This is a genomic window from Azospirillum himalayense, from assembly GCF_042657465.1.
Lineage (GTDB): Bacteria > Pseudomonadota > Alphaproteobacteria > Azospirillales > Azospirillaceae > Azospirillum > Azospirillum himalayense.
This window is the reverse complement of the sequence record NZ_JBHSLC010000113.1, coordinates 1-26,987: the sequence shown is the minus strand read 5'-3', so window position 1 is coordinate 26,987 and position 26,987 is coordinate 1. Positions and strand designations below refer to the sequence as shown.

Here is a 26,987-nt window from a genome sequence, read left to right as displayed (position 1 = left end):
GGCGGCGGGCATGAAAAAGAGACCCATGGTCGTAGCGGGTGGCATTCTGACGGCGGCGCTCGGCGCTGCCGCGGTCGTGACGCTGTCCATGCACACACAAGAGGCGTCGGCGGTGAGCGACCCCCGGCAGGAGGCGCCGATCGTCCGGCTTGCCGCGGCGGTTCCGGTCGCCGGATCCGAGCGCGGCTTCACCGGCGTCGTCGGGGCGAGGGTGCAGAGCAATCTCGGCTTCCGCGTCCCCGGCAAGATCATCGAGCGGCTGGCGACGGTCGGCCAGCCGGTCAAAGCCGGCCAGCCGCTGATGCGCATCGACGAGACGGACCTGCGCCTCGCGCTCACGGCGAAGCGCAACGCGGTCGCCGCGGCGCGGGCGACGGCTGTGCAGACCCAGGCGGACGAGCGGCGCTACGCCAGTCTGGTCAACGACGGCTGGGCCACCCGGCAGCGTCATGAACAGGCGAAGGCCGCGCTGGACACCGCGAGGGCGCAGCTCGCCAGTGCGGAAGCCGATGCGCGGGTCGCCGAGAACGAGGCGACCTATTCGATCCTGGTCGCCGACAGCGATGGCACGGTGGTCGAAACGCTCGGCGAGCCGGGGCAGGTCGTCGCCGCCGGCCAGACTGTCGTCCGGATCGCCCAGGCCGGCCCGCGCGAGGCGGTGGTGGCGCTGCCCGAAACCATCCGGCCGCAGATCGGCTCGCCGGCTGAGGCCAGCCTCTACGGCGCAGACGGGCAGCGCTACGGCGCGCATCTGCGGCAGCTGTCGGACGCCGCCGATGCCCAGACCCGCACCTACGAGGCGCGCTACGTGCTCGACGGCGACGCCGCCTCGGCACCGCTCGGGGCGACGGTCACCATCAGGCTGGCCGGATGGACGGCGGGCCGGGCAGTGGATCGGACGGGTCAGGCGGACATGCAGGTGCCGCTGGGCGCCGTGCTGGACGACGGCCGGAGGACCGGTGTCTGGACCCTGGACCGCGCCAGCTCGACGGTGCGCTTCCAACCGATCCGGTTGGTCCGGGTCAGCGGCGACACCGCCGTGATCTCCGGGCTCGGCTTTGGCGACCCAGTGGTGTCGCTCGGCGCCCATCTTCTCCAGGACGGGGTCCGCGTCAGGACCGCCGCCGAGAGCGGGGGCCAGTGATGAGCCTCAATCTTTCCGCCATCGCCGTCCGTGAACGGGCCGTCACCCTGTTCTTCATCCTCCTGCTGGCGGCGGGAGGCGCCTTCGCCTTCGTCATGCTCGGCCGGGCGGAGGATCCTTCCTTCACCATCAAGACCCTGACGGTCACCAGCGTGTGGCCGGGCGCTACCGCGCGCGAGATGCAGGATCTTGTCGCCGAACCGTTGGAGAAGCGCCTTCAGGAACTGACCTGGTACGACCGGGTGGAGACGACGACGCGGCCCGGCTACGCCTATATGACGCTCACGCTGAAGGACAGCACGCCGCCGGCCAAGGTGCAGGAGGAGTTCTATCAGGCTCGCAAGAAGATGGGCGACGAGACGCGCAACCTGCCGCCCGGCGTGCTCGGCCCCTTCGTCAACGACGAGTATTCCGACGTCAGCTTCGCGCTCTATGCGCTGAAGGCCAAGGGCCTGCCGATGCGCGAGCTGGCACGGCAGGCGGAGACGATCCGCCAGGACCTGCTGCATGTGCCGGGCGTCAAGAAGGTCAACATCCTGGGCGAGCGTCCGGAACGGATCTTCGTCGAGTTCTCCTATGCCAGGCTGGCGACCCTCGGCGTGTCGGCCCAGGACATCATCGCCGCCTTGCAGCGGCAGAACACCGTCACGCCGTCCGGTTCGATCGACACGCAGGGGCCGCAGGTCTTCATCCGGATCGACGGTGCCTATGACGGCGTGCAGGCGATCGCCGACACGCCGATCGTCGCCGCCGGTCGGACGCTGAAGCTGTCGGACATCGCGGAGGTCCGCCGCGGCTACGAGGATCCGCCGACCTACATCATCCGTCACCAGGGCGAGCCCACCGTTATGCTGGCGGTGGTCATGCAGGAGGGCTGGGACGGCTTGGCGCTCGGCAAGGCGCTGGAGGACAGGGCGGCCGTCAGCGCGCGGTCGCTGCCACTCGGGATGACGCTCGACAAGGTGACCGACCAAGCCGTCAACATCACCTCGGCGGTCGACGAATTCATGATCAAATTCGCCATGGCGCTGGGCGTGGTGCTGCTGGTCAGCCTGCTCAGCCTCGGCTGGCGCGTCGGCATCGTCGTGGCGGCGGCCGTGCCGCTGACGCTCGCCGTCGTCTTCCTCATCATGCTGGAAACCGGACGCTTCTTCGACCGCATCACGCTCGGCGCGCTGATCCTGTCGCTCGGCCTGCTGGTGGACGACGCCATCATCGCCATCGAGGTGATGGTGGTGAAGATGGAGGAGGGCGTCGACCGCATCAGGGCGGCGGCCTATGCCTGGAGCCACACGGCGGCGCCGATGCTGTCGGGAACGCTGGTGACGATCGCCGGTTTCCTGCCGGTGGGGTTCGCGCGCTCGACCGCCGGCGAATATGCCGGCAACATCTTCTGGGTCGTGGGATTCTCCCTCATCGTCTCCTGGATCGTGGCGGTGGTCTTCACCCCATATCTGGGCGTCAGGATGCTGCCGGCGATCAAACCGGTCGCCGGCGGTCACGAGGCGATCTACGGCACCCCGAACTACCAGCGCCTGCGGCGGGTCATCAGCTTCGCCGTGCGGCACAAGGCCTTGACCTGCGGCGTCGTCGGCCTCGCCTTTGCCGTTGCCATCGTCGGCATGGGCGGTGTGAAGCAACAGTTCTTCCCGACCTCCGACCGTCCCGAGGTGCTGGTGGAGGTCCGCCTGCCGGAAGGCACCAGCATCGAGACGACGACGGCCTCGGTCGAGAAGATCGAACGCTGGCTGGCCGATCAGCCGGAGGCGAAGATCGTCACCAGCTATATCGGCCAGGGCGCTCCCCGCTTCTTCATCGCCCTGTCGCCCGAACTGCCCGATCCTGCCTTCGCCAAGATCGTCGTGCTGACGCCGGACGCCGAGACGCGCGAGGCCTTGAAGCACCGGCTGCGGCAGACGGTGGCGCAGGGACTGGTGCCCGAGGCCTATGTCCGCGTCACCCAGCTCGTGTTCGGCCCCTACACGCCGTTCCCAATCGAATTCCGGGTGATGGGCCCCAATGCGGCAAAGCTCTACGACATTTCCGAAAAGGCCCTCGCCATCATGCGGAGCGTGCCGGATGTCCGGCAGGCCAATCGGGATTGGGGCAACCGCACGCCGGTGCTCCGCTTCACGCCCGACCAGGATCGCCTGAACCTCATCGGCCTCTCACCGGCGGAGGTCGGGCAGCAACTCCAGTTCCTTCTGACCGGGATCGCCGTCACCCAGGTGCGCGAGGACATCCGCAATGTCCCCATCGTGGCGCGCAGCGCCGGCGGCGAACGCCTGGACCCGGCGCGTCTGGCGGATTTCTCGCTGACGAGCCGGACCGGCCAGCAAATCCCGCTAGACCAGATCGGCCACGCCGATATCTGCCTGGAGGAGCCGATGATGAAGCGCCGGGACCGGACATCCGTCATCACGATCCGTTCGGACTACAACGAGGCGACCCAGCCGCCGGAGGTCTCCAAGCAGATCATGACGGCCCTTCAGCCGCTGATTGCCTCGCTTCCGACCGGCTATCGCATCGAAGTGGGCGGGTCGATCGAGGAGGCCAACAAGGCCAACACCGCCCTCGGCAAGGTCTTCCCGGTCATGATCGCCGCCATGCTGGTCTTCATCATGCTGCAGGTGCGGTCCTTCTCGATGATGGCAATGGTCCTGCTGACCGCACCGCTCGGCGTCGTCGGCGTCGTGCCCATGCTGCTCGCCTTCAACCAGCCCTTCGGTTTCAACGCCATCCTCGGGCTGATCGGTCTGGCCGGCATCCTGATGCGCAACACTCTGATCCTGACCGAACAGATCAAGGAGAACCAGGCGGCCGGCCTCGACGATTATCACGCCGTCATCGAAGCCACTGTGCAGCGGACGCGGCCGGTGATCCTGACCGCCCTCGCTGCGGTGCTGGCCTTCATCCCCCTCACGCACTCGGTCTTCTGGGGGTCGATGGCCTACACGCTGATCGGCGGCACGGCGGTCGGCACGGTACTGATCCTGCTGTTCCTCCCCGCTCTCTATGCGGCATGGTTCCGCATCAAGCCGGCAGCTGTCAGCGACACGTCAAGCTCCCATGCCCGTCAGCAAGGGTGTCCAGACCGCCATTTGGCGTAAGGAGCAATTAAAATGGCGCCAGATGCCAATGATATGGCGTGTCGATGCGAATAGGGTTGTTCCCATCCGGTGCGGCCTTTTGGCGATCGCGCCGAATGGACCACCACTGGAACGCGAAATCCAAATGGACACCAAAGTCGCACTCGTCACGGGCGCCTCCTCCGGTATTGGGGAGGCCACTGCACGGAAACTGAAGGAACTCGGCTACACCGTCTATGGCGCCGCCCGGCGCGTGGAGCGGATGCAGCAGTTGGCAGGGGCCGGCATCCGCACCCTGGCGATGGACGTCACCAACGATGCCTCCATGCAGGCGGGGGCTGTGTGATGGCGGAACGTTGTTGGGATCCGGTCTGTTGGGCCATTCAGGACTACAGCTGCTGGATCAAAGGGCGCCTGGCCGCGGACCGGCCGTGAGGCGGGTCCCGGCGCAGTGTCCTCCGTCGTCGCCATGACGAGCCCCAAGCGCCCGTCGCGCGGCGGCCGGTCAACCCCGAAGCCGCCTCCGGCGGTGGCCCGCCAGGGCCAGGGTTGACGGGCCGACCGCGGCGGGCATCATCCCTTGTGGCGGCGACGGGGAGCCCTTCGGTGCCAGCCGGAAGGGGGCCGCCATGTTCCAGATCCACCCCAACGCCCGCACCACCCCGGCCGTGCGCGCCGCCATCGCCGCCTCCGCGGAGCCCTCGGGGATGCTGGCCAAGCGCTACGGCGTCAGCAGCGAAACCATCCGCAAATGGCGCAAGCGCGGTCCGGACGACGTCCAAGATCATCCCTCGCGGCCCCAACATCTGCGCTGGAGAGCCTCCGACGAAGAACGGGCCATCGTCTGCGAGTTGCGCCGGAGCACTGGCTTTGCTCTGGACGACCTCACCTTTACACTCCGCCACTTCCTGCCGCACCTCAACCGCGACTCCATCTACCGCATCCTGAAAGCTGAAGGCCTGGGCCGGCTGCCGGCCCCATCGGTCACGGCGCCCAAGAAGGGCACCAAACGGTTCAAGGAGTACGACCTCGGCTTCCTGCACATCGACATCAAACACCTGCCCAAACTGCATGTGATCGGCTCCGGCCCCCGCAAACGCTACCTCTACGTCGCCATCGACCGCGCTTCGCGGATGGTCCACCTAGCGGTCAAGGACGAGGAGACGGAAGCCGCCGCCTCCGCCTTCCTCAAAGAGGCCGTCGCCGCCTTTCCCTTCCAGGTCACCCACGTCCTGACCGACCGCGGCAGCTGCTTCACCGCCGCCGGCTTCGAGGCCGCCTGCCGCGCCCTGGGCGTGCAGCACCGCACGACCAAGCCCTACACGCCGCAAACCAACGGCATGGTCGAACGCTTCAACGGCCGCATCGGACGGGAGGTGCTGGTCATGTGCATCGGCACTCACGACGCCTTGGAGCGCCTGCTGAACGGCTACCGGCTCGCCTACAACGCCCGCCGACAGCGCGTCCTCACCGGCCGCTCCCCCAACGACGTCGTCCGTGAGCGCCTCGCCGACAAACCCGAACTGGCCAACCCGGCCTATCGGTCGCCCAGTCCGTGCGACCTCACGAAAACCAAGCTGGCCGCCCAGCTCACGGTGTATGCCGCCAAGGACGTGTCACCACCGGACAATTAGCCAAGGCGTCGAGTTGCAGGGCCGGATCCTGATCGGCAGTCGAGACTCTGGCATAGCCGATGTTCGCCATCGCCCGCTCCGTTTGTCCGGAAACCCGTCCGATAAACTATGTGTCCGGAAAGCCGTCGTCAACGCGGGTTTCCGGACACTTTGGTGGCTGGCCGTCAAACGGCCAGTTCATGGAACCAGCGCTTCAAGGCGTCGGACGAGCCGGCCGCCAGGGAGCGCGGGCGCTGTTTGTTGTTGCGGACGTCGCGCGGCGTCATCCCGAACGCGGATCGGAACGCCCGGCTGAAGGCGGCCTCGGAGCGGAAGCCCCAGCGGTGCGCGATCTCGGCGATGCGGAGGCCCCCATGCGCCGCGGTCAGTTCAGCGAGGCAGCGGTCGAGCCGACGCCGCAGGATGTAGGCGGACACCCCGCCGAGCGGCTCGAACAGCCGGTACAGGGTCGGGCGGGACAGGCCGAACGCTTCGGCGACCTGGACCGCTCCGAAATCAGGATCGCCGAGACGCGCGTCGATGTGGCGCTTGATGGCCGCCATGCGGGACGCCTGCATCTGCGGCCGGACGAGATCCAGCGCATCGACGGTCGGGCCCAGGCACCCGGCGACGAAGGCGGCGCTGCCTTTGGTCAGGATCAGGGCCTCGCGGGCCGACAAAGCGTCGGCCGCCCGGTACAGCGATTGGATGTGACCGGAAAGCAGGGCGCCGAGCGGCGTGTCGCCGTGCAGAACCATCCCGTGCAATTCATCCGGCGCGCTCACCAGCGGGGCCAGCATCTCCCGCGGCAGGCAGAGCGTCAGAGTGTCCATGTCGGTGTCGACCGTGTGGACGGTCTGCGCCAGATCCAGGACGCAGACGTCGCCCGGACCGACCTGGACGTCGCGCCGCCCCATCGTCCCGCAGGAACCGCCCCGGCGCTGCACCTGGATCAGGTAATGGTCGATGCCGCTGCGGGTGATGACCTGGGGGGTGCGGTGGAAGGTTTGCGTCACCGAGGCGCAGCGGCCGAGCAGCACGCCGCCCAGATGATAGGTCTGCAACGTTCCGCGGAACGCGCCGACCTCCTCCTTGGGCAGGCTGATGTCGAAGACCGGCGACATCTGGTCCCGCCACAGCCAGAATCCTTCTTCTCCCGGACTCTCCAGGCTGTCGAAGGAAAGAAACGGAGCGGTGCCGTGGGTTGTATCGGCCATCAATGGTACCCAAACAATTCCCTTCGGGAAGGAAAGCCACTCGTCCGCACCGCTGTCAAGATTCAACGGGCATGGCTTTTATAAGCAACAGTGGCTTGGCCGGGCCGAACTTTGGCCCGGATGGATAAGCTCCGACTTGCAACGACGCCCCCTTCGACGGGCGGAGGCGGTGCTGTATTCAATCTTTGCAAGAACAGGAGTGGGTGAACATTATCTTTCCAGCCAATCAATCAGCGCTCCCGGCGCGCGATGGCGCACGGCTTCATGGCTTGGTGAGAACAGACATGGGCCGGAACGGCGAGAGTCAGGACGGCAAGCCGCCCGGGGTCAGGGAGCGTATCCACCGTTCGAGAACACGCTCCGCCGCCCCATCGTCCTTCGGCGCGGACTGCCGCATGCGTTCGGCGGTGTCCCGCGCCTCGCCCGGCGCCATGCCGTAGGCGGCGCGGAACGCCCGGCTGAACGCGGCTTCCGACCCGAATCCCCAGTGATAGGCGATGTCGGCGATCCGGGGCCGGTCCGGTTGGGGCGCCGCCAGATCGTGCAGCGCCCGCGCCAGCCGACGGTCGCGGACATGCTTCGCCACCCCGCCCAGCGGCTCGAACAGGCGGTAGAGGGTCGAGCGCGACAGGCCGAAGGCGTCGCAGATCAGATCGGTCCCGAGGTCGGCGGCGTCGAGCTTCCGGTCGATGAAGCCCGTGATGCGGTCGAGCAGGGCTCCCTGCGGCTCGTCGAACGGGCCGCGGGCGTCGAGCGCCGAACCGATGCCCGCGGCGATCACCCCGATGGTGCCGCCGGCCACCGTGGCGGCCACCTTGATGCTCAGGCCGGGGAGTTGGGCGTGGAGGTTGCGGACATGGTCGTTCAGCAGCGTTCCCACCGCCGACGCGGCCGGCAGCACCAGCCCGTGCAGGACCTCCGGCGCCTTGTTCGGGGAAATCAGGGCCGCGCGGGGGATCACCAGCGTCAGGGCGCTGAAAGCCGTGGTCTCGACGGCCAGCGGCCGGGCGAAATCCAGAACGCCGACATCGCCGGCCCGCATCGCGAACGCCCGTTCGCCCGCCGTGCCGGTGCAGCCCCCGTCGAGATAGACCTGGATCAGGCAGTGGTCCACGGCGCCGCGGGCGATGGTGGCGCTCGTGCGGCGCAGGGTCGCCGGCGGCCCGTCGATGCGAGCCATCAGCAAGCTGCCGAGGTGGTGGGTCGTCATCGACCCGGCGAAGCCGGACCCGCCGTCCTCCGTGTGGTCTTCCTTGTCGTCTATCGCGCCGACCGGCTCGGCGTCGAAGAAGACCGACAGGATGTCGCGCCACTGGCGGACGCGCTCCCGGCCCGACAGGCCATCGGGAGGGAAGCGCAGCACCGGGATCGCGGGTTTGTCGGCGGGCACCGCAGGGCTTCCCATGACGGGGACGGAGGCGGTGTCCTTTAGCAAGCTCCGCCCACCGCCCGCAACAGGACGTTGGGCCGGGCCGCCGCCGTGAGACGCGGTGCCAAGTTTTTGGGACGGATCGTCGGGCGGGGGCGGGACCGATCCGATAAATTTCCCTCTCCATAAGGAGTAAGCCGTGGGCCGGTCGGTCGATGGGGAGCGGGATTGCGGCCGTGTCGTGGCCGCACCCGGCGCGCCCGGACCACGCTGCCGCCCATGCCGACAGGGACCGGTGCCAAGGGAATGCAAAACGTGACGACGGGGCGCCGGCGCTCCACCGGACGGACCATCGGCCGTGGCAGCCTGCTGTTCCTTCTGCTGAGCGGCACGGCGCTCACTCCCCTGCATTCGGCCGCTGCCGACGACGCGCTGCCGACCGGCGGGCGCTTCACCGCCGGGAGCGGGCGCATCGCCGAGCAGGCCGGCGGGCTGCGCATCGACCAGGGCTCGCGCACCGGCATCGTCGAATGGCAGGGCTTCTCCATCGGCGCCGGGAAGTCGGTCCACATCGACAACGGCGCCGGCGCCACCCTGAACCGCGTCACCGGCGCTCTGCCCTCGCGCATCGACGGGTCGCTGACGGCGACCGGCTCCGCCTATCTCGTCAACCGCGCCGGGATCGTGGTCGGCAAGGAGGGGCGGGTCGCGACCGGCGGCAGCTTCATCGCGTCCACCCACGACGTGCCCGACGCCGCCTTCGCCGCCCGGGGCGACCTGACCTTCGCGGGGACGTCGAAGGCCGCCGTGGTCAACATGGGGACGATCGCCTCGCGGGGCGGCGACGTGGCGCTGATCGCCCGCTCCGTGCGCAACGAGGGCACCATCGCGGCGCCCAAGGGAACCGCCGCCCTGGTGGCGGGCTACGAGGTGCTGGCGAAGGAGAAGGCCGACGCCGACGGTCGGTTCGTCGTCAGGATCGGCGGGGCGGACACCGAGGCGGTCAACGCCGGAACGCTGGCGGCGGCCAACGCCGAGATGCGGGCGAACGGCGGCAACCTCTACGCGCTGGCCGGCAACACCGGCGGCGTGGTCAAGGCGACGGGGGCCGCCACGCGGGACGGCCGCGTCTTCCTGACGGCGGGGGACGGCGGCGCGGTGACCGTCGACAGCCCGGTGGTGGCGCAGCGCCGGACCGCCGAGGCCAACCCGAAGCCGGACCGCCCGAAGCCGGAGCGCCCGACGCTGGAGGTCCGGGAGCCGGGGCGGAGGGACGGGGCGGCCAAGCGGCCGCCGCGGCCGTCACGGCGGCCGGACGTGTCGGGCGGCGACATCCGGGTGTCCGGCGAGTCGGTGAGGGTCGCCGGAACGCTCGACGCCTCGGGAACGACCGGACGGGGCGGGACGCTGGTGGCGACCGGCGGGACGGTGGTGCTGTCCGGGACGGCGGCGCTGGACGTGTCCGGGACGGCGGGCGGCACGCTGCTGGTCGGCGGCGACTACCAGGGCGGACGGAACGCGGCGACGCGCTACCTCGCCGAGCCGGTGGCGACGGCGCGGACGGTGACGGTGGAGGCGGGGGCGCAGCTCCGCGCCGACGGCACGCGGGGGGACGGCGGCCGGGTCGTGCTGTGGTCCGACCGCGACACCGCCTTCGCCGGGGCGATCTCGGCGCGGGGCGCCGCCAAGGGCGGCGACGCGGAGGTGTCGGGCAAGGCGCGTCTGGCCTTCACCGGCACGGCGGACCTGCGCGGGACGGCGGGCTTCGGCACGCTGCTGCTCGACCCCTACAACCTGACCATCTCCGACGCCGCCGACAGCGGAATGTCCGGTTTCAGCGCCAGCGGCGACGACAGCGTGCTGAACGTGAACACGCTGAAGTCGGCGTTGAACTTCGCCAACGTTCTGGTGACGACGGGGGAGGGCGGAACCCAGGCCGGCGACATCACGGTGGCGGCACCGCTCACCTGGAACGCGTCGACGACGCTCACCCTGTCGGCCTACCGGGACATCACGGTGAACGCCGCCCTCACCGCGCAAGGCAGCGAGGGGATGATCGTGCTGATGGCCGGTCGCGACGTCGCGGTGAACGCGGCCGTCACCGGCGAAAACAGGTCCGATGTTTCGCTGCTGGCAAAGCGCGACGTCGCGGTGAACACCGCCGTGAGCGGGGCGAAGGTGGTGCTGTGGTCGGATTACGGCGGCATCGGGACGGGAACGGTGCGGTTCGGCGCGGGAGCCACCGTCACGGCCTCCGGCGGAGCGTCCATCCTCTACAACCCCACCGCCTACACCGCGCCGACCGATTATTCCGGCATCGCCGGGGCGGGCACGGTGGTGACCGGCTACATGCTGGTGAACACGGCGGAAAATCTGCAGGCCATCGGCACCAATCTGGCGGGCACCTACGCGCTGGGCCGCGACATCGACGCGCAGGCCACCGCCGGCTGGAACAGCGGCGCCGGCTTCGCCCCGCTGGGCAGCGCCGCCACCCCCTTCACAGGGCGGTTCGACGGCCGGGATCATGCCATCGACGGGCTGACGATCAACCGGCCGGGCAGCGACGATGTCGGCCTGTTCGGCGTCGTCGGCACCAGCGGCGCGGTGCGGGACGTCCGCATGGTGGGCGGCAGCGTGCTTGGGGCGAACAGGGTCGGAGCCCTGGCCGGCAGCAATGCCGGGACGGTGACCTGGGCGTCGGCCACCGGCACGGTGACCGGGCGGGGCGGCGAGGTCGGCGGGCTGGTCGGCAGCAATGCCGGGACGGTCGGCCAGTCCTTCGCCACCGGCGCGGTGACGGCACAGGGTGGTGCTGTCGGCGGACTGGCCGGCAGCAACAGCGGGACGATCCTCCAGGCCTATGCCAGCGGCGCCGTGACGGCGGGGGGCGATCAGGTGGGCGGGCTGGTCGGACGGATGACCGCAGGGTCCGTGACCGAAGCCTACGCCCTGGGCAGCGTGACGGGAACGAGGTCGGTCGGCGGCCTGATCGGCGACAATGGCGGCACGGTGACCGAGAGCTACGCCACCGGCGCCGTGACGGGGCAGGATGCCGGCGGGCTGATCGGTGCCAACGGCGGCACGGTCGAATGGTCCTTTTGGGACACGCAGACCACCGGCCTTGGGAATAATGGCATCGGCACCGGCAGCGGCACGGCCAACGGAATAAGAGGCCTGACCTCAGACGAGATCCGGACTTCCGACTCGGTGGTGCAGGACGGCCAGTATTTTGCCGTCGGTACTAGCAAATGGTACCTGAATTTCTACTACCCCGATCCGGACTTCAGGCCCATTGGGATGTGGGAGGCGCCCAGGAAGGGAGCGGACGGTTATGCCGTCGTCAGCAATCTGCATCAGCTCGTCCTGATAAACGCAGCCACCGATTGGTTTCAATATTACAGTGGCAACTATCGGCTGGGCATGGACATCGACGCGTCCGAGACCGCCGGCCTCAACCCTGCAGGCATCTGGGGCACGCGCGGATTCGTCCCGATTGGGGTAGGGGACGTTACATTCCGTGGGACCTTCGACGGGAATGGCCATGTAATCAACAATCTTTTTATCAATCGTCCACAAATCTCGAACTTGGGATTCTTTGGTCGGGCGTCAGGATCGGCTAGCAGAAGTGCCATCATCAAAAATATCGGGATTGTCAATGGCCAATTCTCTGGGGCGTCATCAATCTTTGTCGGAGGTCTTGTCGGTAGCACAGCTGGAGGAGTGATTGTCGAGAACTCCTACTTCATTGGAACTGTTTCCGGCCACAGTGTTGTTGGAGGGCTTGTTGGAGCCGCAAGCTCTACGGACCGGATCAAACGATCCTACGCGGCCGCATCGGTCACCGCTGCAGGAAGCTCGGCTGGAGGGCTTGTCGGAAGAAGTTCCGCAGAGATCAACGAATCGTACGCTTCCGGCCGTGTGACGGGAGCCAGCAACGTCGGCGGCTTTATCGGCCAGCATACTCAAGGCACCATCACCAACTCCTATTGGGACACGCAGACCAGCGGGCAGCAGAATGGCGTCGGCAACAAGGTGGTGACCGGCCTGACCGGGCTGACCACCGCCGAGGCGCGCCAGGCATCCTCCTATGTCGGCTGGGATTTCGCCAAGGACTGGTACCAGTCCGCGGACATGCGGCCCATCGGGCGGTGGGAGGCGGCGACGCCGGGAAGCGATGGCGTCGCCACCGTCACCAACCTCCACCAGCTCCAACTGATCGACGCGAACCCGGCGGGGTCCTACCGGCTCGGGGCGGACATCGACGCGCAGGCGACGTCAGGCGCCGATGCGGCCGGCGTCTGGGGAGCGGGCGGCTTCACGCCCTTGGGGACGGGGGGCGCCGGCTTCACCGGTCGGTTCGACGGGCGCGGCCATCTGATCCGCGGGCTGACCATCAACCGTCCGACGAGCGACGACGTCGGGCTGTTCGGCGGGATCGGCTCGGGCGGGACGGTGGGCTACGTCGGGTTGGACGCGACCAGCACCGTGACCGGCCGCGACCGGGTCGGGGCCATCGCCGGATTGAACGGCGGCACCATCCTCCAGTCCTTCTCGTGGGCCGGCGTGAGCGGGCAGGGCCTCGGCACCGGCGGGCTGGTGGGCCTCAACACCGCCACCATCCGCCAGTCCTACGCCACAGGCGCGGTGACCGGGCAGGGCGACGGCGTCGGCGGGCTGGTGGGCGACAACAACGTGGGCGGCTCCATCGCCCAGTCCTACGCCACCGGGGCAGTGACCGGGCAGGGCCTCGGCACCGGCGGGCTGGTGGGGAACAACGGCGCGGGCAGCTCCATCACCCAATCCTACGCCACGGGCGCGGTGTCCGGGCAGGGCGCCGCGCTCGGCGGGCTGGTCGGGCGCAACGACGGCACGACCACGCTGTCCTACTGGAACACGCAGACCAGCGGCATGGCGACCGGCGCCGGGGCCGGGTCGGTCACCGGCGTGACCGGTCTGGACAGCGCGGGGATGCGCGACGCGAGCAGCTTCACCGGCTTCGACCGCATGGTCTGGGCGCCGGCTGACGGAACGGACGCGCCCCTGCTGTATGGCGTGTCCGGCGTGGTCGGCGTGGTGCAGTCCGCCGTCTATGGCGACGATCCGCAGACGGTGCCCGTGTCCCTGCTGGGCGGTTGGGCCTGGAGCCGGGTCACCGGCTCGGCGTCGAGCACTCTGGCGGCCGGTACGAATGTCGGAACCTATTTGAACTTCCTCGACACATCGGGGGTTTCCGCCACCTTCAGCGCGGGCGGGGCGGCCCGTGTGGTGAATGTGGGCGCCGTGGTGACGCCGGCGACGCTGACGGTGACGGCCGCCAACGGGACGATGGTCTACGGCAATGCCGTGCCGTCGCTGGGCTACACGACGTCCGGCTGGAAGAACGGCCAGAGCGGCGCTCTGCTGTCTGGCGTGGCCGTGTCGACGAGCGCCACCGCGCTGTCGGACGTCGGGGACTACGCCAGCACGGCGACGGGTGGGGTTCTGTCCGGCGCGGCGGTGGGCAACTACACGATTGTCCACACGACCGGCACCGTCTCGATCACACCGGCGACGCTGACGGTGACGGCGGACAACGGCACGATGGTCTACGGCGACGCTATGCCGTCGCTGGGCTACACGACGTCCGGCTGGAAGAACGGCCAGAGCGGGGCGTTGCTGTCCGGTGTCGGCGTGTCCACCAACGCCACCGCGCTGTCGGACGTGGGGAGCGCTTATACCACCACGGCGACGGGCGGGACGCTGTCGGGCGCGGCGGCGGGAAATTACACCCTCAGCCATGTCGGCGGCAGCTTCTCGGTGACGCCGGCGACGCTGACGGTGACGGCGGCTGACGGGACGATGGTCTACGGCGACGCCGTGCCGTCGCTGAGCTACGCGACGTCCGGCTGGAAGAACGGCCAGAGCGGCGCGCTGCTGTCCGGCGTCACCGTCTCCACGGACGCCACGTCCTTGTCGAATGTCGGAACCGCCTACACCACCACGGCAACAGGCGGCACGCTGTCGGGCGCAGCGGCCGGCAACTACACGCTCAGCCATGTCGGCGGCAGCTTCTCGATCACACCGGCGACGCTGACCGTGACGGCGGACAATGGGACGATGGTCTACGGCGACGCCGTCCCGTCGCTGGGCTACAGCGTGTCGGGGTGGAAGAACGGCCAGAGCGGGGCGCTGCTGTCCGGTGTGGGCGTGTCCACCAACGCCACGTCACTGTCGAATGTCGGAACCGCCTACACCACCACAGCAACAGGCGGCACGCTGTCAGGCGCAGCGGCGGGCAACTACACGCTCAGCCACGTCAATGGGTCCTTCTCGGTGACTCCGGCGACGCTGACGGTGACGGCGGCCGACGGCACGATGGTTTACGGCGACACCGTGCCGTCGCTGGGCTACACGACGTCCGGCTGGAAGAACGGCCAGAGCGGCGCCTTGCTGTCCGGTGTCGGGGTGTCCACCAACGCCACCGCGCTGTCGGATGTGGGGAGCGCCTATGTCACGACGGCGACGGGCGGGACACTGTCGGGCGCGGCGGCGGGCAACTACACCCTCAGCCACGTCAATGGGTCCTTCTCGGTGACGCCGGCGACGCTGACGGTGACGGCGGCCAACGGGACGATGGTCTACGGCGATGCCGTGCCGTCGCTGGGCTACACGACATCGGGTTGGAAGAACGGCCAGAGCGGAGCGCTGCTGTCCAGCGTCGGCGTGTCCACCAACGCCACCACGCTGTCGGACGTGGGGAGCGCTTATACCACCACGGCAACAGGCGGCACGCTGTCGGGCGCGGCGGCCGGCAACTATACCATCAGCCATGTGGGCGGTTCCTTCTCGGTGACCCCGGCGACGCTGACAGTAACGGCAGGCAACGGCATGATGGTCTACGGCGACGCCGTGCCGTCGCTGGGCTACACGACGTCCGGTTGGAGGAACGGACAGGGCGGCGCTCTCTTGTCCGGCGTCGGCGTTTCCATCAACGCCACAGCGCTGTCGAATGTCGGGAACTACACCAGCACGGCGACCGGTGGAACGCTGTCCGGAGCAGCGGCCGGCAATTACACGCTCAGCTACGTCGACGGTGCCTTCTCGGTGACGCCGGCGACGCTGACGGTAACGGCGGCCAATGGGACGATGGTCTACGGCGACGCCGTACCGTCGCTGGGCTACACGACGTCGGGCTGGAGGAATGGCCAGAGCGATGCCCTGCTCTCGGCGGTCGCCGCCTCGACAAACGCCACCACGCTGTCAAACGTTGGGATCTACACCAGCACGGCGACCGGTGGGACGTTGTTGGGCGCTGCAGCCGGCAACTATACGCTCAGCCATGCGACCGGCACCGTCACGATCACCCCGGCGCCGCTGACGGTGACGGCTGCCGACGGCACGATGGTCTACGGCGATGCCGTGCCGTCGCTGGGTTACAGTGTGTCGGGGTGGAAGAACGGCCAGGGTGACGCCTCGCTCCCGGGCATCAGCGTCTCCGCAAGCGCTACATCCGTGTCGAACGTTGGTGCTTATACCACCATGGCGACGGGCGGCACGCTGTCCGGGGGGGCGGCAGGGAATTACACGCTCAGCTACGTCAACGGTTCCTTCGCGGTGACTCCGGCCACCCTGACGGTGACGGCTGCCAACGGCACGATGATCTATGGCGACACCGTACCCTCGCTGGGCTACACGATTTCGGGATGGAAGAACGGCCAGAGCGATGCGCTGCTCTCCGGCGTCACCGTCTCGAGCGACGCCACGTCACTGTCGGATGTGGGAACCGCCTACATCACCACAGCGACGGGCGGCACGTTGGCGGGCGCGGCAACCGGCAACTATACCATCAGCCATGTCGGCGGCAGCTTCTCGGTGACTCCGGCCGCGCTGACGGTGACGGCGGGCAACGGCATGATGGTCTACGGCGATGCCGTGCCGTCGCTGGGCTACACCAGCTCCGGCTGGAAGAACGGCCAGAGCGGGGCGCTGCTCTCGGCGGTCGCAGTCTCCACCAACGCCACCACGCTGTCCGACGTGGGGAGCGCCTATGTCACGACAGCGACGGGCGGCACGCTGTCCGGGTCGGCGGCGGGCAACTACACGCTCAGCCATGTTGGCGGCACCTTCTCGGTGACGCCGGCGACGCTGACCGTGACGGCGGCTAACGGGACGTTGGTCTATGGCGACGCCGTACCGTCGCTTGGCTACAGCGTGGCAGGGTGGAGGAACGGCCAGAGCGACGCGCTGCTTTCCGGGGTCATCGTCTCCGCCGACGCCACGTCGCTGTCGAACGTCGGGGTCTACGCCAGCACGGCAGCGGGCGGCACGCTGTCGGGCGCGGCAACCGGGAACTATGTGCTCCGCCATGTGGACGGCAGCTTTTCGGTGACCCCGGCGACGCTAACGGTGACCGCCGCCAATGGCGCAATGGTCTACGGTGACACGGCGCCGTCGGTGGGCTACAGCGTGGCGGGCTGGAAGAACGGCCAGGGGGAGGCGCTGCTCTCCGGGGTCACCGTCTCCACCGACGCCACGTCGCTGTCGAACGTCGGGCTCTACACCTCCTCCACAACGGGAGGAATCTTGTCGGGCGCGGCGGCGGGCAATTACACACTCAGCCGTGCGACCGGCACCGTCACGATCACCCCGGCGACGCTGACGGTGACCGCCGCCAATGGCGCGATGGTCTACGGCGATGCCGCGCCGACGCTTGGCTACGGCGTGTCGGGCTGGCGGAACGGCCAGAGCGACGCCCTGCTGTCAGGGGTCACGGTCTCCACCAACGCATCATCCCTGTCGGACGTCGGAACCTTCTACCTCACCACGGCGACGGGCGGAGCGTTGTCCGGAGCGGCCGTCGGCAACTACACCCTCAGCTACGTCGGTGGCTCCCTCTCGGTGACGCCGGCGATCCTGACGGTGACCGCTGCCAATGGCGCGATGGTCTACGGCGATGCCGTGCCGTCGCTGGGCTACACCAGTTCTGGTTGGAAGAACGGCCAAGGCGACGCTCTCTTGTCCGGCGTCGGCGTTTCCACCGACGCCACCACGCTGTCGGATGTGGGGGCCGCCTACACCACCACGGCGATGGGCGGAACGCTGGCGGGCGCGGCGGCGGGAAACTACACTCTCGCCTACGTCGGGGGGGCCTTCTCGGTGACGCCGGCGGCGCTGACGGTGACGGCGGCCAGCGGCACGATGGTTTACGGCGATGCCGTGCCGTCGCTGGGCTACGCCATCTCCGGCTGGAAGAACGGCCAAGGCGACGCTCTCTTGTCCGGCGTCGGCGTTTCCACCGACGCCACGTCGCTGTCGAATGTCGGGAACTACGCCAGCACGGCGACCGGTGGAACGCTGTCCGGAGCAGCGGCCGGCAATTACACGCTCAACCACGTCAACGGCGCTTTCTCCGTGATTCCGGCGACGCTGACGGTGACGGCGGCCAATGGGACGATGGTCTACGGCGATGCCGTGCCGTCGCTGGGCTACACGACGTCGGGCTGGAGAAACGGTCAGGGCGGCGCTCTGCTCTCGGCCGTCACCGTCTCCACGGACGCCGCGTCCTTGTCGAATGTAGGGGCCGCCTACACCACCACGGCGATGGGCGGAACGCTGTCCGGGCCGGCGGCGGGCAACTACACGCTCAGCTACGTCGACGGTGCCTTCTCGGTGACGCCGGCGACGCTGACCGTGACAGCGGCCAATGGGACGATGGTCTATGGCGATGCCGTACCGTCGCTGGGCTACACGACGTCGGGCTGGAGGAACGGCCAGAGCGACGCCCTGCTGCCCGGCGTCGGCATCTCTACGGACGCCACGTCCTTGTCGAATGTCGGAACCTCGTACCTTACCATGGCGACGGGCGGAGTGCTGTCGGGCGGCGCGACGGGCAACTACACTCTCGCCTACGTTGGGGGTGCCTTCTCGGTGACGCCGGCGACGTTGACGGTGACGGCAGCCGACGCGACGATGATCTACGGCGAGAACGTCCCGGCATTGGGCTACACCACATCGGGGTGGAAGAACGGCCAGGGTGACGCCTCGCTCTCGGGCATCAGTGTCTCCACCGGCGCCACATCCCTGTCGAATGTTGGGACTTACGCCAGCACCGCGACGGGCGGGATGTTGTCGGGCGCGGCGGCCGGCAATTACACGCTCAGCCATGTGGGCGGCACCGTCTTGATCAGCCCGGCGCCGTTGACCGTGACCGCCGGCAACGGCGCGAGGGTCTACGGTGACGCCGTGCCGTCGCTGGGCTACAGCGTGTCGGGGTGGAAGAACAGCCAGGGCGACGCGTTGCTGTCCGGCGTCACCGTGTCCACCAACGCCACGGCTCTGTCCGACGTCGGCAGCGCCTACCTCACGTCGGCGACAGACGGGACGCTGTCCGGGGCGGCGGCCGGCAACTACACGCTCAGCTATGTCAACGGCGCCTTCTCGGTGACGCCGGCGGTGCTGACGGTGACCGCGGCCAACGGCACGATGGCCTATGGAGATGCCGTGCCGTCACTGGGCTACAGCGTATCGGGCTGGAGGAACGGCCAGAACGGGGCCTTGCTGTCCGGCGTCGGCGTCTCTACCAACGCCACGTCCTTGTCGAATGTCGGAACCGCCTACATCACCACGGCGACGGGCGGGGTTCTGTCAGGCGCCGCGGCTGGAAACTACACGCTCACTCATCTGGGCGGTACCTTCGCGGTGACGCCGGCGACGCTGACGGTGACGGCGGCCGACGGCACAATGGTCTACGGCGATGCCGTGCCGGCGTTGGGCTACACCACATCGGGTTGGAAGAACGGCCAGGGTGACGCCCTGATCTCCGGCATCGGCGTCTCCACCGCCGTTACGTCGCTGTCGAATGCCGGAGCCTATGTCAGCACAGTTACGGGCGGTGTCCTGTCCGGAGCGGCGGTGGGCAACTACAGTCTCAGCCATATAACCGGCACCGTCACAGTGACCCCGGCGCCACTGACCGTGACGGCGGGCAACGGCATGATGGTCTACGGCGACGCCGTGCCGTCGCTGGGCTACGGCGTGTCGGGCTGGAGAAACGGCCAAAGCGACGCCCTGCTGTCCGGTGTCATCGTCTCCACCAACGCCACCGCGCTGTCGAACGTCGGGGCCTATGCCAGTGCGGCGACGGGTGGAACGCTGTCGGGTGCGGCGGCCGGCAACTACACGATCCGCTACGTCAACGGTGCCTTCGCGGTGACCCCGGCGCCGCTGACCGTGACCGCAGCCAACGGCACGATGGTCCTTGGTGACAGCGTGCCGTCGCTGGGCTACAGCGTGTCGGGCTGGAAGAATGGTCAAGGCGACGCCCTGTTGTCCGGCGTCGGCGTCTCCACCAGCGCCACATCTCTGTCGAGCGTCGGACGATACGTCAGCACGGCGACGGGCGGGGTCCTCTCCGGAGATGCGGCAGGAAACTACACGCTTCGCTATGTCGATGGTAACCTGGTGATCGTCCAGCCCCCGCCGGTGGTGGTCGTTGACGACCCGTCCCGTCCGGCCGGCACCGACAATCCGCCGTCCACCGATCGTCCAACCGCAAGCGATCCGCGCGCCACCCCGGGCGTGCCGGTGGAGTTGCCTCCGCCGTCCGGGATCGCCGCCTTCTTGCCTGCGCGTTTCATCGATCCGGTCGCGCCGTCTCCGGCTGCGCCCCCCGTTGCAGGCCGCTCGGGAAGCGAAGCCGGATCGCCGGGCCTCGCATCAGAACAGGATGGGGGCGGCGATGGAACCCAGGACGCCTGCGGCGCGGCCGGCGGCGAAGGCTGTGCATCCCTTCCCCACCCCGCCAACCGGGTTCTGGGAACCTTCCTGAGCGTGAAATCCCCGTGATGCCGTCAAACCCTTGCCGTTTCCCCATCCAAGCCTTCGCCCTGGGTGTCCTGGTCCTGGTCCTGTCGGGCGGCGGCGCGCTCGCGCAGTCCGTGCCGGTCGAACGGAACCCGCCGCCGGAGCAGGCGGCGCCGTCCGCCACAATCACGGTCGATCCTGGCAGCCGCGTGGCGGCGGACCCAACGCCGCTCGGCGTCTCGCTGCGCGCCTTCCGCCTGATCGGCCGCGATGCGGCCGCCCCGCTTCCAGAGGGGGACGAGGTCGTCATCGGCCGGATCGGCCTGGGAGGTGTGGAGCCCGATCCGGCCTTGCGGAGCGAGTTGCGCGCGGCACTCGCCGGCTTCATCGGCCGGCCGCTGTCCATGGCGCTGATCGCCGATGCGCAAGCGGCCGTCGCGGGGGTCTATCGGGACGTCGGCTACCCGTTCGTCTCGGTCAGCGTTCCCCCGCAGGAAATTTCCGCCGGCATCCTCAGCCTGCAGGTGATCGAGTTCGCATTGGGCCGGGTCTCCACCCAGGGGGAAGAGGATGAACCCGGCGCTTCCGTCGCGGAGCGGATTCGTGGCGCCGAGGGTGAGCGGATCGAGGCGGCGCGGATCGACGAGGATTTGCGTTGGCTCAACCGCTATCCCTACCGCCGGGTGCAGGGCGTCTTTTCACCCGGCGACGGTTTCGGCCGGTCCGATCTGACGCTGGAAGTGACCCGGCAGAAGCCTTGGCAGGTCTTCGCCGGCTATTCCAACACCGGCACGCGCGAGACCGACCGCAACCGCCTGTTCGTCGGCGGCGGGTTCGGCCTTGCCGGGCTCAACCACGCCTACGGCTCCTGGCAGACGACCGGATCGCGCGACCTGTTCTCCGATGCCGGGCGTCTGTTTCCGGGTGACGGCGACCGCGCCCGCTATCTCAGCCATTCGGCCCGCTTCGTTCTGCCGACCGGCGATCGCCAGGCGATCGAGGTCAGCCCGAACTTTGTGGCGACGCGTCAGAAGACGGATCCCTTCACCTCCGACAACACCTTCTTCGAGCTGCCGGTCTACTACCGTTCCGCGCTTTCCGACCTTCTCCCTGGCGTCCACTTCGGCGACGTCCAAGCCGGAATCGAGATCAAGAGGCTGGAGCGGCGGGTCGCGTTCCAGGATGTGTGGCTGGGCCGGGCGCGCGTGGACCTCTTCCAGATCGGTCTCGGCTGGGACCGGAGCTGGAGCGACCGCCTGGGGACGACGGCGATCGGCCTGACCGGCAAGGCCAATCCCGGCGGCGTCCTGACCGGCAACGACGACCAGGGCTGGAGCGCTTTCTCGAACGGCCGGGTGCGGCGTCTGGACTACGCGTACATGACCGGCGTGGCGAGCCGCAGCACGGACCTCGGCGACGGCTTCGGCCTCGTCAACGAGCTGACGGTCCAACTCGCCGGGCGGGCGCTGCCCGATACGGAGCAGATCGCGCTCGGCGGTCTCTACGCGGTGCGCGGATACGACCTTGGGGACGGCGTGGCCGATCGCGGCCTCATCCTGCGCAACGACCTGCGTTTGCCCGGCTTCCCGCTGATCCGGGACGATGCCGTACACCCCTTCGCCTTCCTGGACGGCGCCATCGGAACCGACTTCGGAGGGCGCCGCACGCTTTCCCTCGCGGGTACCGGCCTCGGCCTCGACTACCGCTTCGCCGGTCATCTGACGATGGGGCTGACCGCGGGCGTCGCCCTGCTTGACGAGGATAAGCGGCGTGCCGGCGATCTCGACCTGAGGGTCCGGATCTCCACCATCTACTGACCCTATGCAACCCTCTTGAGAAGGCCACCGATGATCGCAACCATGACCCGCCCGAGTGTTGCCCTTCTGTCGCTGATGCTTTGCGTTGCCGCCGGTGCCGCATCGGCGCAGCAGCCGGCACCGAACCGGACGACGGCCAACTATGACGATTGGATCGTGCGCTGCGAAATGGGGCGCGACGGTGCCAAGGACACGAAGGTCTGTGAGAGCGTGCAGACGGTTGCCGGGCCGGATGGGCGCATCATCGCGCAGACAGTGATCGGCCGGCCGGCCGGAGCCGCCAGCGACAAGATCCTCGTCGAGTTGCCAGCCGGCGTGTGGCTGCCTGACGGGGCGACCATTCGCGTCGGTGACAAGCCGGTTGTCTCGCTCGCCTTCCGTCGGTGCCTGCAATCCTGCTACGCCGACGCGGATCTCTCGAAACAGAGTCTGGATGCCCTGGCGACGGCATCCCAGCCGATCAGCCTGGGTTTTTCCGACGGTCCCGGCAAGGCGATGACCCTGCCGCTGTCCGCCAAGGGGCTGCGCAACGCCTACGCGGCCAGCGTAGGAAAGCAGGGAGGCTGAAGCGATATGGTGAACGACCCTTGGGACTTCCGGGATCTCTCAGCGTGATGCAGGACGCGGGCGTCAGTCACATTACCGAGACGGTTTGCATGAGTTGCAGTCGTCACGTCCAGCGGCTCGCGGAATACAGTCGCATGAGGCGCAGGGACGCCATTGGCGCAGAGGAATCGGCCAATTGCTCAACGATGCGGACTGGCAGGCGGCGTTTCGGGATCGCCAAAGCGATGCTTTGGCACTCGGTGGTGCCGCCAGAGCGCTGGTTGCCAAGCCGACGCTGCCGCCCGTCGATTGTAAGCATCCGCTGAGTGCCGCGGTCAGGCAGCTTTCGTCTGCTCGCGGATTTCCTTCCATTCCCAGGGGAGGAGTTCGTGCAGGCGGGTTTGGGGGATGTCGTTGATGCGCGCCAGCACATCGGCGAGCCATGCCTGGGGATCGACGTCGTTGAGCTTCGCCGTGGTGATCAGGCCGTACATGATCGCCGCCCGCTGCCCGCTGCCCGCCGCGATCGGAGCCGCAGAACAGCCACGCTTTCCGGCCCAAAGCGATCCCGCGCAGGCCACGCTCGGCGGAATTGTTCGTCAGGCACAGCCGGCCGTCGCCGAGGAACCGGGTGAAGCCGTCCCAGCGGGTCAACATGTAGTCCATCGCCTTGGCCACGGGCGCATGGCGGGAGAGCCGGGCGCGCTCCGTCCGCAACCAGCTCTCCAGCGCGGCTACCAGGGTGACGCCGTGTTCCTGGCGTGCCGCTAGCCGCTCGGCCGCCGGCTTGCCGTTCAAGGCGCGCTCGAGATCGAAAATGGCGTCGATGCGCGTCACGGCCTCCAGCGCCAGCGGCGAGATCGGCGGGGCATCCTTGCCGCGTTTCGTGTTCGCAGCGATGTCGGCCAGCTTGAAGAAGCCGCGCCGGGCATGCGCCCAGCACAGCGCGGCCCTGATCGGCCCCGGCCGGCGGTCGGGTTCGTACAGCCGGTTGTAGCCGGCGAACGCATCGGCCTGGAGCCAGCCCGTGAAGCCGGCCAGGTGCCGTTCGGGGTGTTCGCCCTTACGGTCGCGCGAATAGTGAAACAGCGCAGCCGGCGGCCTGGCTGGCTCGACCCCTCGGTCCGCTCCTGCGTTGCCGCCTACGCCTACCTTCTCGGCAACTTCGATTCCTTTCACCAGCTCGGGTCGTTCAATTGTTTCGCGCTGATCTGGCGGGTGTTCGGGCGTGCGGCCGTGGATCGGGCCATTGATGAGGTCGCGGGCACGCTGACCCGCCTGGGCTACCGCTCCGGATTGGATGATCCGATGATCCGCACAACCGTCTGTGAACTCCTGCTCCGAAACCGCAGTCCTCGCCTCCAGGATCTCACCGACGACGCTCTCGCACGCCTGCGCGCCGATGCCGGGTTCGCCGCGTGGGCGGGTGGCCGGCTGTATGCCGTTCACCGGGCGCTCGCGGCGCTGGGAGTCGCCACCCCGCCCGCGATCCCGGCCTACGGGCAGTCGATGCCGGTCGAGGGCGTACCGGCAGCATGGCTCGACGTGGTGGACCGCTGGTTCGCCACCGCCACGCAGACGCCCGAGGTTCGACGCGAGTATCCGGTCGAACTCGTGCGCGCGCTCGCGATCACTTGGCTTTTCGCCGCCCAGCGCAGCGACGAGATCGTCCGCCTGCGCGTGGGCTGCGTACGTTGGCAGCCGGACGCAGCCGACCCGGCAGCCCCGCCGGTGTGCCTACTCGACGTGCCGGTCCACAAGACCGGCACGGCGTTCACCAAGCCGGTCGACCCGCTGGTGGGCTGAACCGCCCCGGGTTTCCCGGAGGCTGATTTTGTTGAGTCACGCCGCGATGGCGACATTCTCGGCTTGGGCATGGTAGCGCGCTTCGGCCTCGGCGGGGGAATGTTGCCGATGGGTTCGAGTAGACGTCGGTGGTTGAACCAGTCGACCCATTCCAGGGTGGCGAACTCGACGGCCTCCAGTGTGCGCCAGGGTCCGCGGCGCCGAATCACCTCGGTCTTGTAGAGGCCTTTGATCGTCTCGGCCAAGGCGTTGTCGTAGCTGTCGCCGACGCTGCCGACCGACGGTTCGACGCCGGCCTCGGTGAGGCGTTCCGTATACCGAATAGCAACATATTGCGCCCCACGATCCGAGTGGTGAATGAGACCGCTACCCTTAACCGGTCGGCGGTCGTAAAGCGCCTGCTCCAGGGCATCCAGAACGAAGCCGGCGCAGGCGGTGGGCGACACCCGCCAGCCCACGATCTTGCGGGCGAATGCGTCGATGACGAAGGCGACGTAGACGAAGCCCTGCCACGTGGCGACGTACGTGAAATCGGCCACCCACATGGCATTCGGACGCGGCGCCTGGAACTGGCGGTTCACCCGGTCGGCGGGGCATGGCATCGCCCGGTCGCTGATCGTGGTGCGCATCGCCTTGCCGCGTGTCACCCCCTTCAGACCCATGTGCTTCATCAGCCGGGCCACCGTGCAGCGCGCCACATCGATGCCTTCCCGTCGCAGCTGCCGCCAGACTTTCCGTACCCCATAGACCTGGAAGTTTGCATCCCAGACCCGTCGGATAGCCAAACTCAGCTCCGCGTCGCTTCGCGAGCGGGCCAGCGCCTTGGACGGATCGGCCCGCCGGGTGGCATGGGCGCGGTAGGTCGACGGGGCGATCGGCAGCGCCTTGCAGATCGGCTCGACCCCGTGGACGGCGCGGTGTGCGTCGATGAAGGCGATCATTTCCGAAACGGGCGGTCAAGCTCCGCCTGGGCGAAATACGCCGACGCCTTGCGCAGGATCTCGTTCGCCTGACGCAGTTCCCGGACCTCGCGCTCCAGCGCCTTGATCCGCTCCTGCTCGTCCGTCGTCGGGCCGGGCCGCTTGCCCTGGTCGCGCTCGGCCTGCCGGACCCAGCCCCGCAGCGTCTCCGCCATGCAGCCGATCTTGGACGCGACCGAGCCGATCGCCGCCCCCTGCGAGGCGTGATCCCCCTCATGCTCGAACACCATCCGAACCGCGCGCTCGCGGACTTCAGGGGCGTATTTCGCTGATCTCTGCTTCGTCATGATGACTCCATCTTCTCAAGAAATGGAGCCTCCGACAAACCCGGCGCGGTTCAGGCAACGATTCCGCTGACCGAGGACGAGCAGGCCGCCGTCGAAAACGACCGTGATGCGCTCGACCGCTTGCTGGAGCGGCTGGCCGACACCCCGACGCCGGCCGGTCCGACTCCCCGCGAACTGACCAGGGTCCCTGCACCGTCAGCCGGGGCCGCTTTTGACGGAACAGCGACCCGTGCCCCTGCATCCGATAGTGGAACAAAACCGCCTGACGACAGGCCCTTGTCAAGCCCAACGCCGCCTCCGGCGGTGGCCCGCCAGGGCCAGGCTTGACCAGGGGCTGGCTAAGGCGGACCATCCGGCCCGGATGCCGGAGGCGCTGTCCAACACCGCCGGACTACGGCCATTTTGCTGGACAGACAGATTCCACATAACCCTGGACTGGCTGCGCGATCCGGCGCTGCGGCGGCGGGCCAACGCCGGGCTCAACAAGGGCGAGGCGCGCAACGCCTTGGCGCGGGCCATCTTCTTCAACCGGCTCGGCGAAATGCGCGACCGCAACTTCGAGAACCAAGCCTACCGCGCCTCGGGACTGAACCTGCTCGTGTCGGCAATCATCCTGTGGAACACCCGGTATCTGCAGGCCGCCCTGGAGGAATCTCGGTCAGAGTGGAATTGATGTCCGGCCGGAATTGGCCCGCCACGTCGCGCCGCTCGGCTGGGAACACATCGGCCTCACCGGCGACTACGTCTAGGGCGCCGACCCGATGCCAACAGAGGGACTACGGCCGCTCCGCCGGCCGATGTCTCTGCTGGCAGCATAGTTTCTGGTCCGTTCTCACGAACCGGACAATCTGTTCGTTCGACTTTGCGCATTTTGGGACAGCCGTCTCGGTTGGGAGCCGGTTCACACATCCAGCAGCAGTGCGGGGTGACGGGGGTTACGGCGCGGAGCAGGCGACGTCGACGAGCCGTCGAAGGAGAGGCGGCGGCGTTCTGAGCATGTCGCCTTTCGGGCGACATGGCGGCCTGTTCGAACCACAGGTGCTGGCGCAGACGGGCCAAGGCGTCGGCGAATGTGGGCGCTGGTTTCGGATACCAGATGGCGCGTCGGGGCGAGAGAGCGAGGCGGCCGGCATTCTGATGGACGTACAGCGTGATCAACGAGTAAAGCCCGAACAGCAGCGGTGCGGTGCGAAACACCGCCGGGTCAGCCCACTGTCGCTGGGTTTCGATGCCGAGAAGGGCCCGGCTCTCCTCATAGGTCGTCTCCATCGCCCAGCGGCGGTTGAACCATTCCAGCACCGTACGTGGCGGCACCGACAGGTCGGTGCACAGAAAGGC

At 68.4% G+C, this 26,987-nt stretch carries 10 protein-coding genes, 4 pseudogenes and 1 other annotated feature; of the genes and pseudogenes, 9 read left to right on the top strand and 5 right to left on the bottom strand.

Annotated elements, in window-relative coordinates; all coding sequences use genetic code 11:
• Positions 1 to 10: 10 nt before the first annotated feature.
• From ACFPMG_RS30795 to ACFPMG_RS30780, 4 genes are all read left to right on the top strand, one after another.
• Entirely contained in the window at positions 11 to 1,144 is a 1,134-nt protein-coding gene (locus ACFPMG_RS30795; RefSeq protein WP_376999382.1) for an efflux RND transporter periplasmic adaptor subunit, read from the top strand.
• Positions 1,144 to 4,254 carry an efflux RND transporter permease subunit gene (locus ACFPMG_RS30790; RefSeq protein ID WP_376999380.1) on the top strand — a complete coding sequence of 1,037 codons (3,111 nt, stop codon included), beginning with the start codon at positions 1,144 to 1,146 and terminating at the stop codon, positions 4,252 to 4,254. The genes ACFPMG_RS30795 and ACFPMG_RS30790 overlap by 1 nt, the downstream gene beginning before the upstream one ends.
• A 124-nt stretch (positions 4,255 to 4,378) precedes the next feature.
• Positions 4,379 to 4,579, top strand: a complete 201-nt coding sequence (locus ACFPMG_RS30785) for an SDR family NAD(P)-dependent oxidoreductase (protein ID WP_376999378.1) — start codon at positions 4,379 to 4,381, stop codon at positions 4,577 to 4,579.
• Positions 4,580 to 4,862: 283 nt separating this feature from the next.
• Positions 4,863 to 5,867 carry an IS481 family transposase gene (locus ACFPMG_RS30780; RefSeq protein WP_376999376.1) on the top strand — a complete coding sequence of 335 codons (1,005 nt, stop codon included), beginning with the start codon at positions 4,863 to 4,865 and terminating at the stop codon, positions 5,865 to 5,867.
• Positions 5,868 to 6,031: 164 nt separating this feature from the next.
• On the opposite strand, the gene ACFPMG_RS30775 is transcribed toward ACFPMG_RS30780, so the two are convergent.
• Together ACFPMG_RS30775 and ACFPMG_RS30770 are read right to left on the bottom strand one after the other, a co-directional pair.
• On the bottom strand, positions 6,032 to 7,063 hold the full coding sequence (locus ACFPMG_RS30775) for a helix-turn-helix domain-containing protein (RefSeq protein ID WP_376999374.1): 1,032 nt from the start codon (positions 7,061 to 7,063) through the stop codon (positions 6,032 to 6,034).
• Between the two features lie 304 nt (positions 7,064 to 7,367).
• On the bottom strand, positions 7,368 to 8,453 hold the full coding sequence (locus ACFPMG_RS30770) for a helix-turn-helix domain-containing protein (protein ID WP_376999372.1): 1,086 nt from the start codon (positions 8,451 to 8,453) through the stop codon (positions 7,368 to 7,370).
• Positions 8,454 to 8,747: 294 nt separating this feature from the next.
• On the opposite strand from ACFPMG_RS30770, the gene ACFPMG_RS30765 reads away from it, so the two are divergent.
• Genes ACFPMG_RS30765 through ACFPMG_RS30755 form a run of 3 tightly spaced genes read left to right on the top strand, consistent with a single transcriptional unit; the run spans position 8,748 to position 22,597 of the window.
• Positions 8,748 to 20,255, top strand: coding sequence for an MBG domain-containing protein (locus ACFPMG_RS30765; protein WP_376999370.1), 11,508 nt, complete (start codon positions 8,748 to 8,750; stop codon positions 20,253 to 20,255).
• Positions 20,255 to 22,030, top strand: coding sequence for a ShlB/FhaC/HecB family hemolysin secretion/activation protein (locus ACFPMG_RS30760; RefSeq protein ID WP_376999368.1), 1,776 nt, complete (start codon positions 20,255 to 20,257; stop codon positions 22,028 to 22,030). The genes ACFPMG_RS30765 and ACFPMG_RS30760 overlap by 1 nt, the downstream gene beginning before the upstream one ends.
• Positions 22,031 to 22,060: 30 nt before the next feature.
• On the top strand, positions 22,061 to 22,597 hold the full coding sequence (locus ACFPMG_RS30755) for an invasion associated locus B family protein (RefSeq protein ID WP_376999366.1): 537 nt from the start codon (positions 22,061 to 22,063) through the stop codon (positions 22,595 to 22,597).
• Positions 22,598 to 22,911: 314 nt separating this feature from the next.
• Here the strand turns inward: ACFPMG_RS30755 and tnpC are convergent.
• A pseudogene (tnpC, locus tag ACFPMG_RS30750) lies at positions 22,912 to 23,680 on the bottom strand (IS66 family transposase); the annotation flags it as partial.
• 132 nt (positions 23,681 to 23,812) lie between these two features.
• Here tnpC and ACFPMG_RS30745 point away from each other — a divergent pair.
• On the top strand, positions 23,813 to 24,382 hold the full coding sequence (locus ACFPMG_RS30745) for a hypothetical protein (protein ID WP_376999364.1): 570 nt from the start codon (positions 23,813 to 23,815) through the stop codon (positions 24,380 to 24,382).
• A gap of 36 nt (positions 24,383 to 24,418) precedes the next feature.
• Here the strand turns inward: ACFPMG_RS30745 and ACFPMG_RS30740 are convergent.
• Positions 24,419 to 25,649 (bottom strand): annotated as a pseudogene (locus ACFPMG_RS30740) (IS3 family transposase).
• Positions 25,249 to 25,365, bottom strand: a sequence feature (AL1L pseudoknot). (Overlaps the previous pseudogene by 117 nt.)
• 391 nt (positions 25,650 to 26,040) lie before the next feature.
• Between ACFPMG_RS30740 and ACFPMG_RS30735 the strand changes: the two are divergent.
• Positions 26,041 to 26,467, top strand: a pseudogene (locus ACFPMG_RS30735) (Tn3 family transposase); the annotation flags it as partial.
• Here the strand turns inward: ACFPMG_RS30735 and ACFPMG_RS30730 are convergent.
• Positions 26,379 to 26,987, bottom strand: a pseudogene (locus ACFPMG_RS30730) (hypothetical protein); the annotation flags it as partial. The pseudogenes ACFPMG_RS30735 and ACFPMG_RS30730 overlap by 89 nt on opposite strands.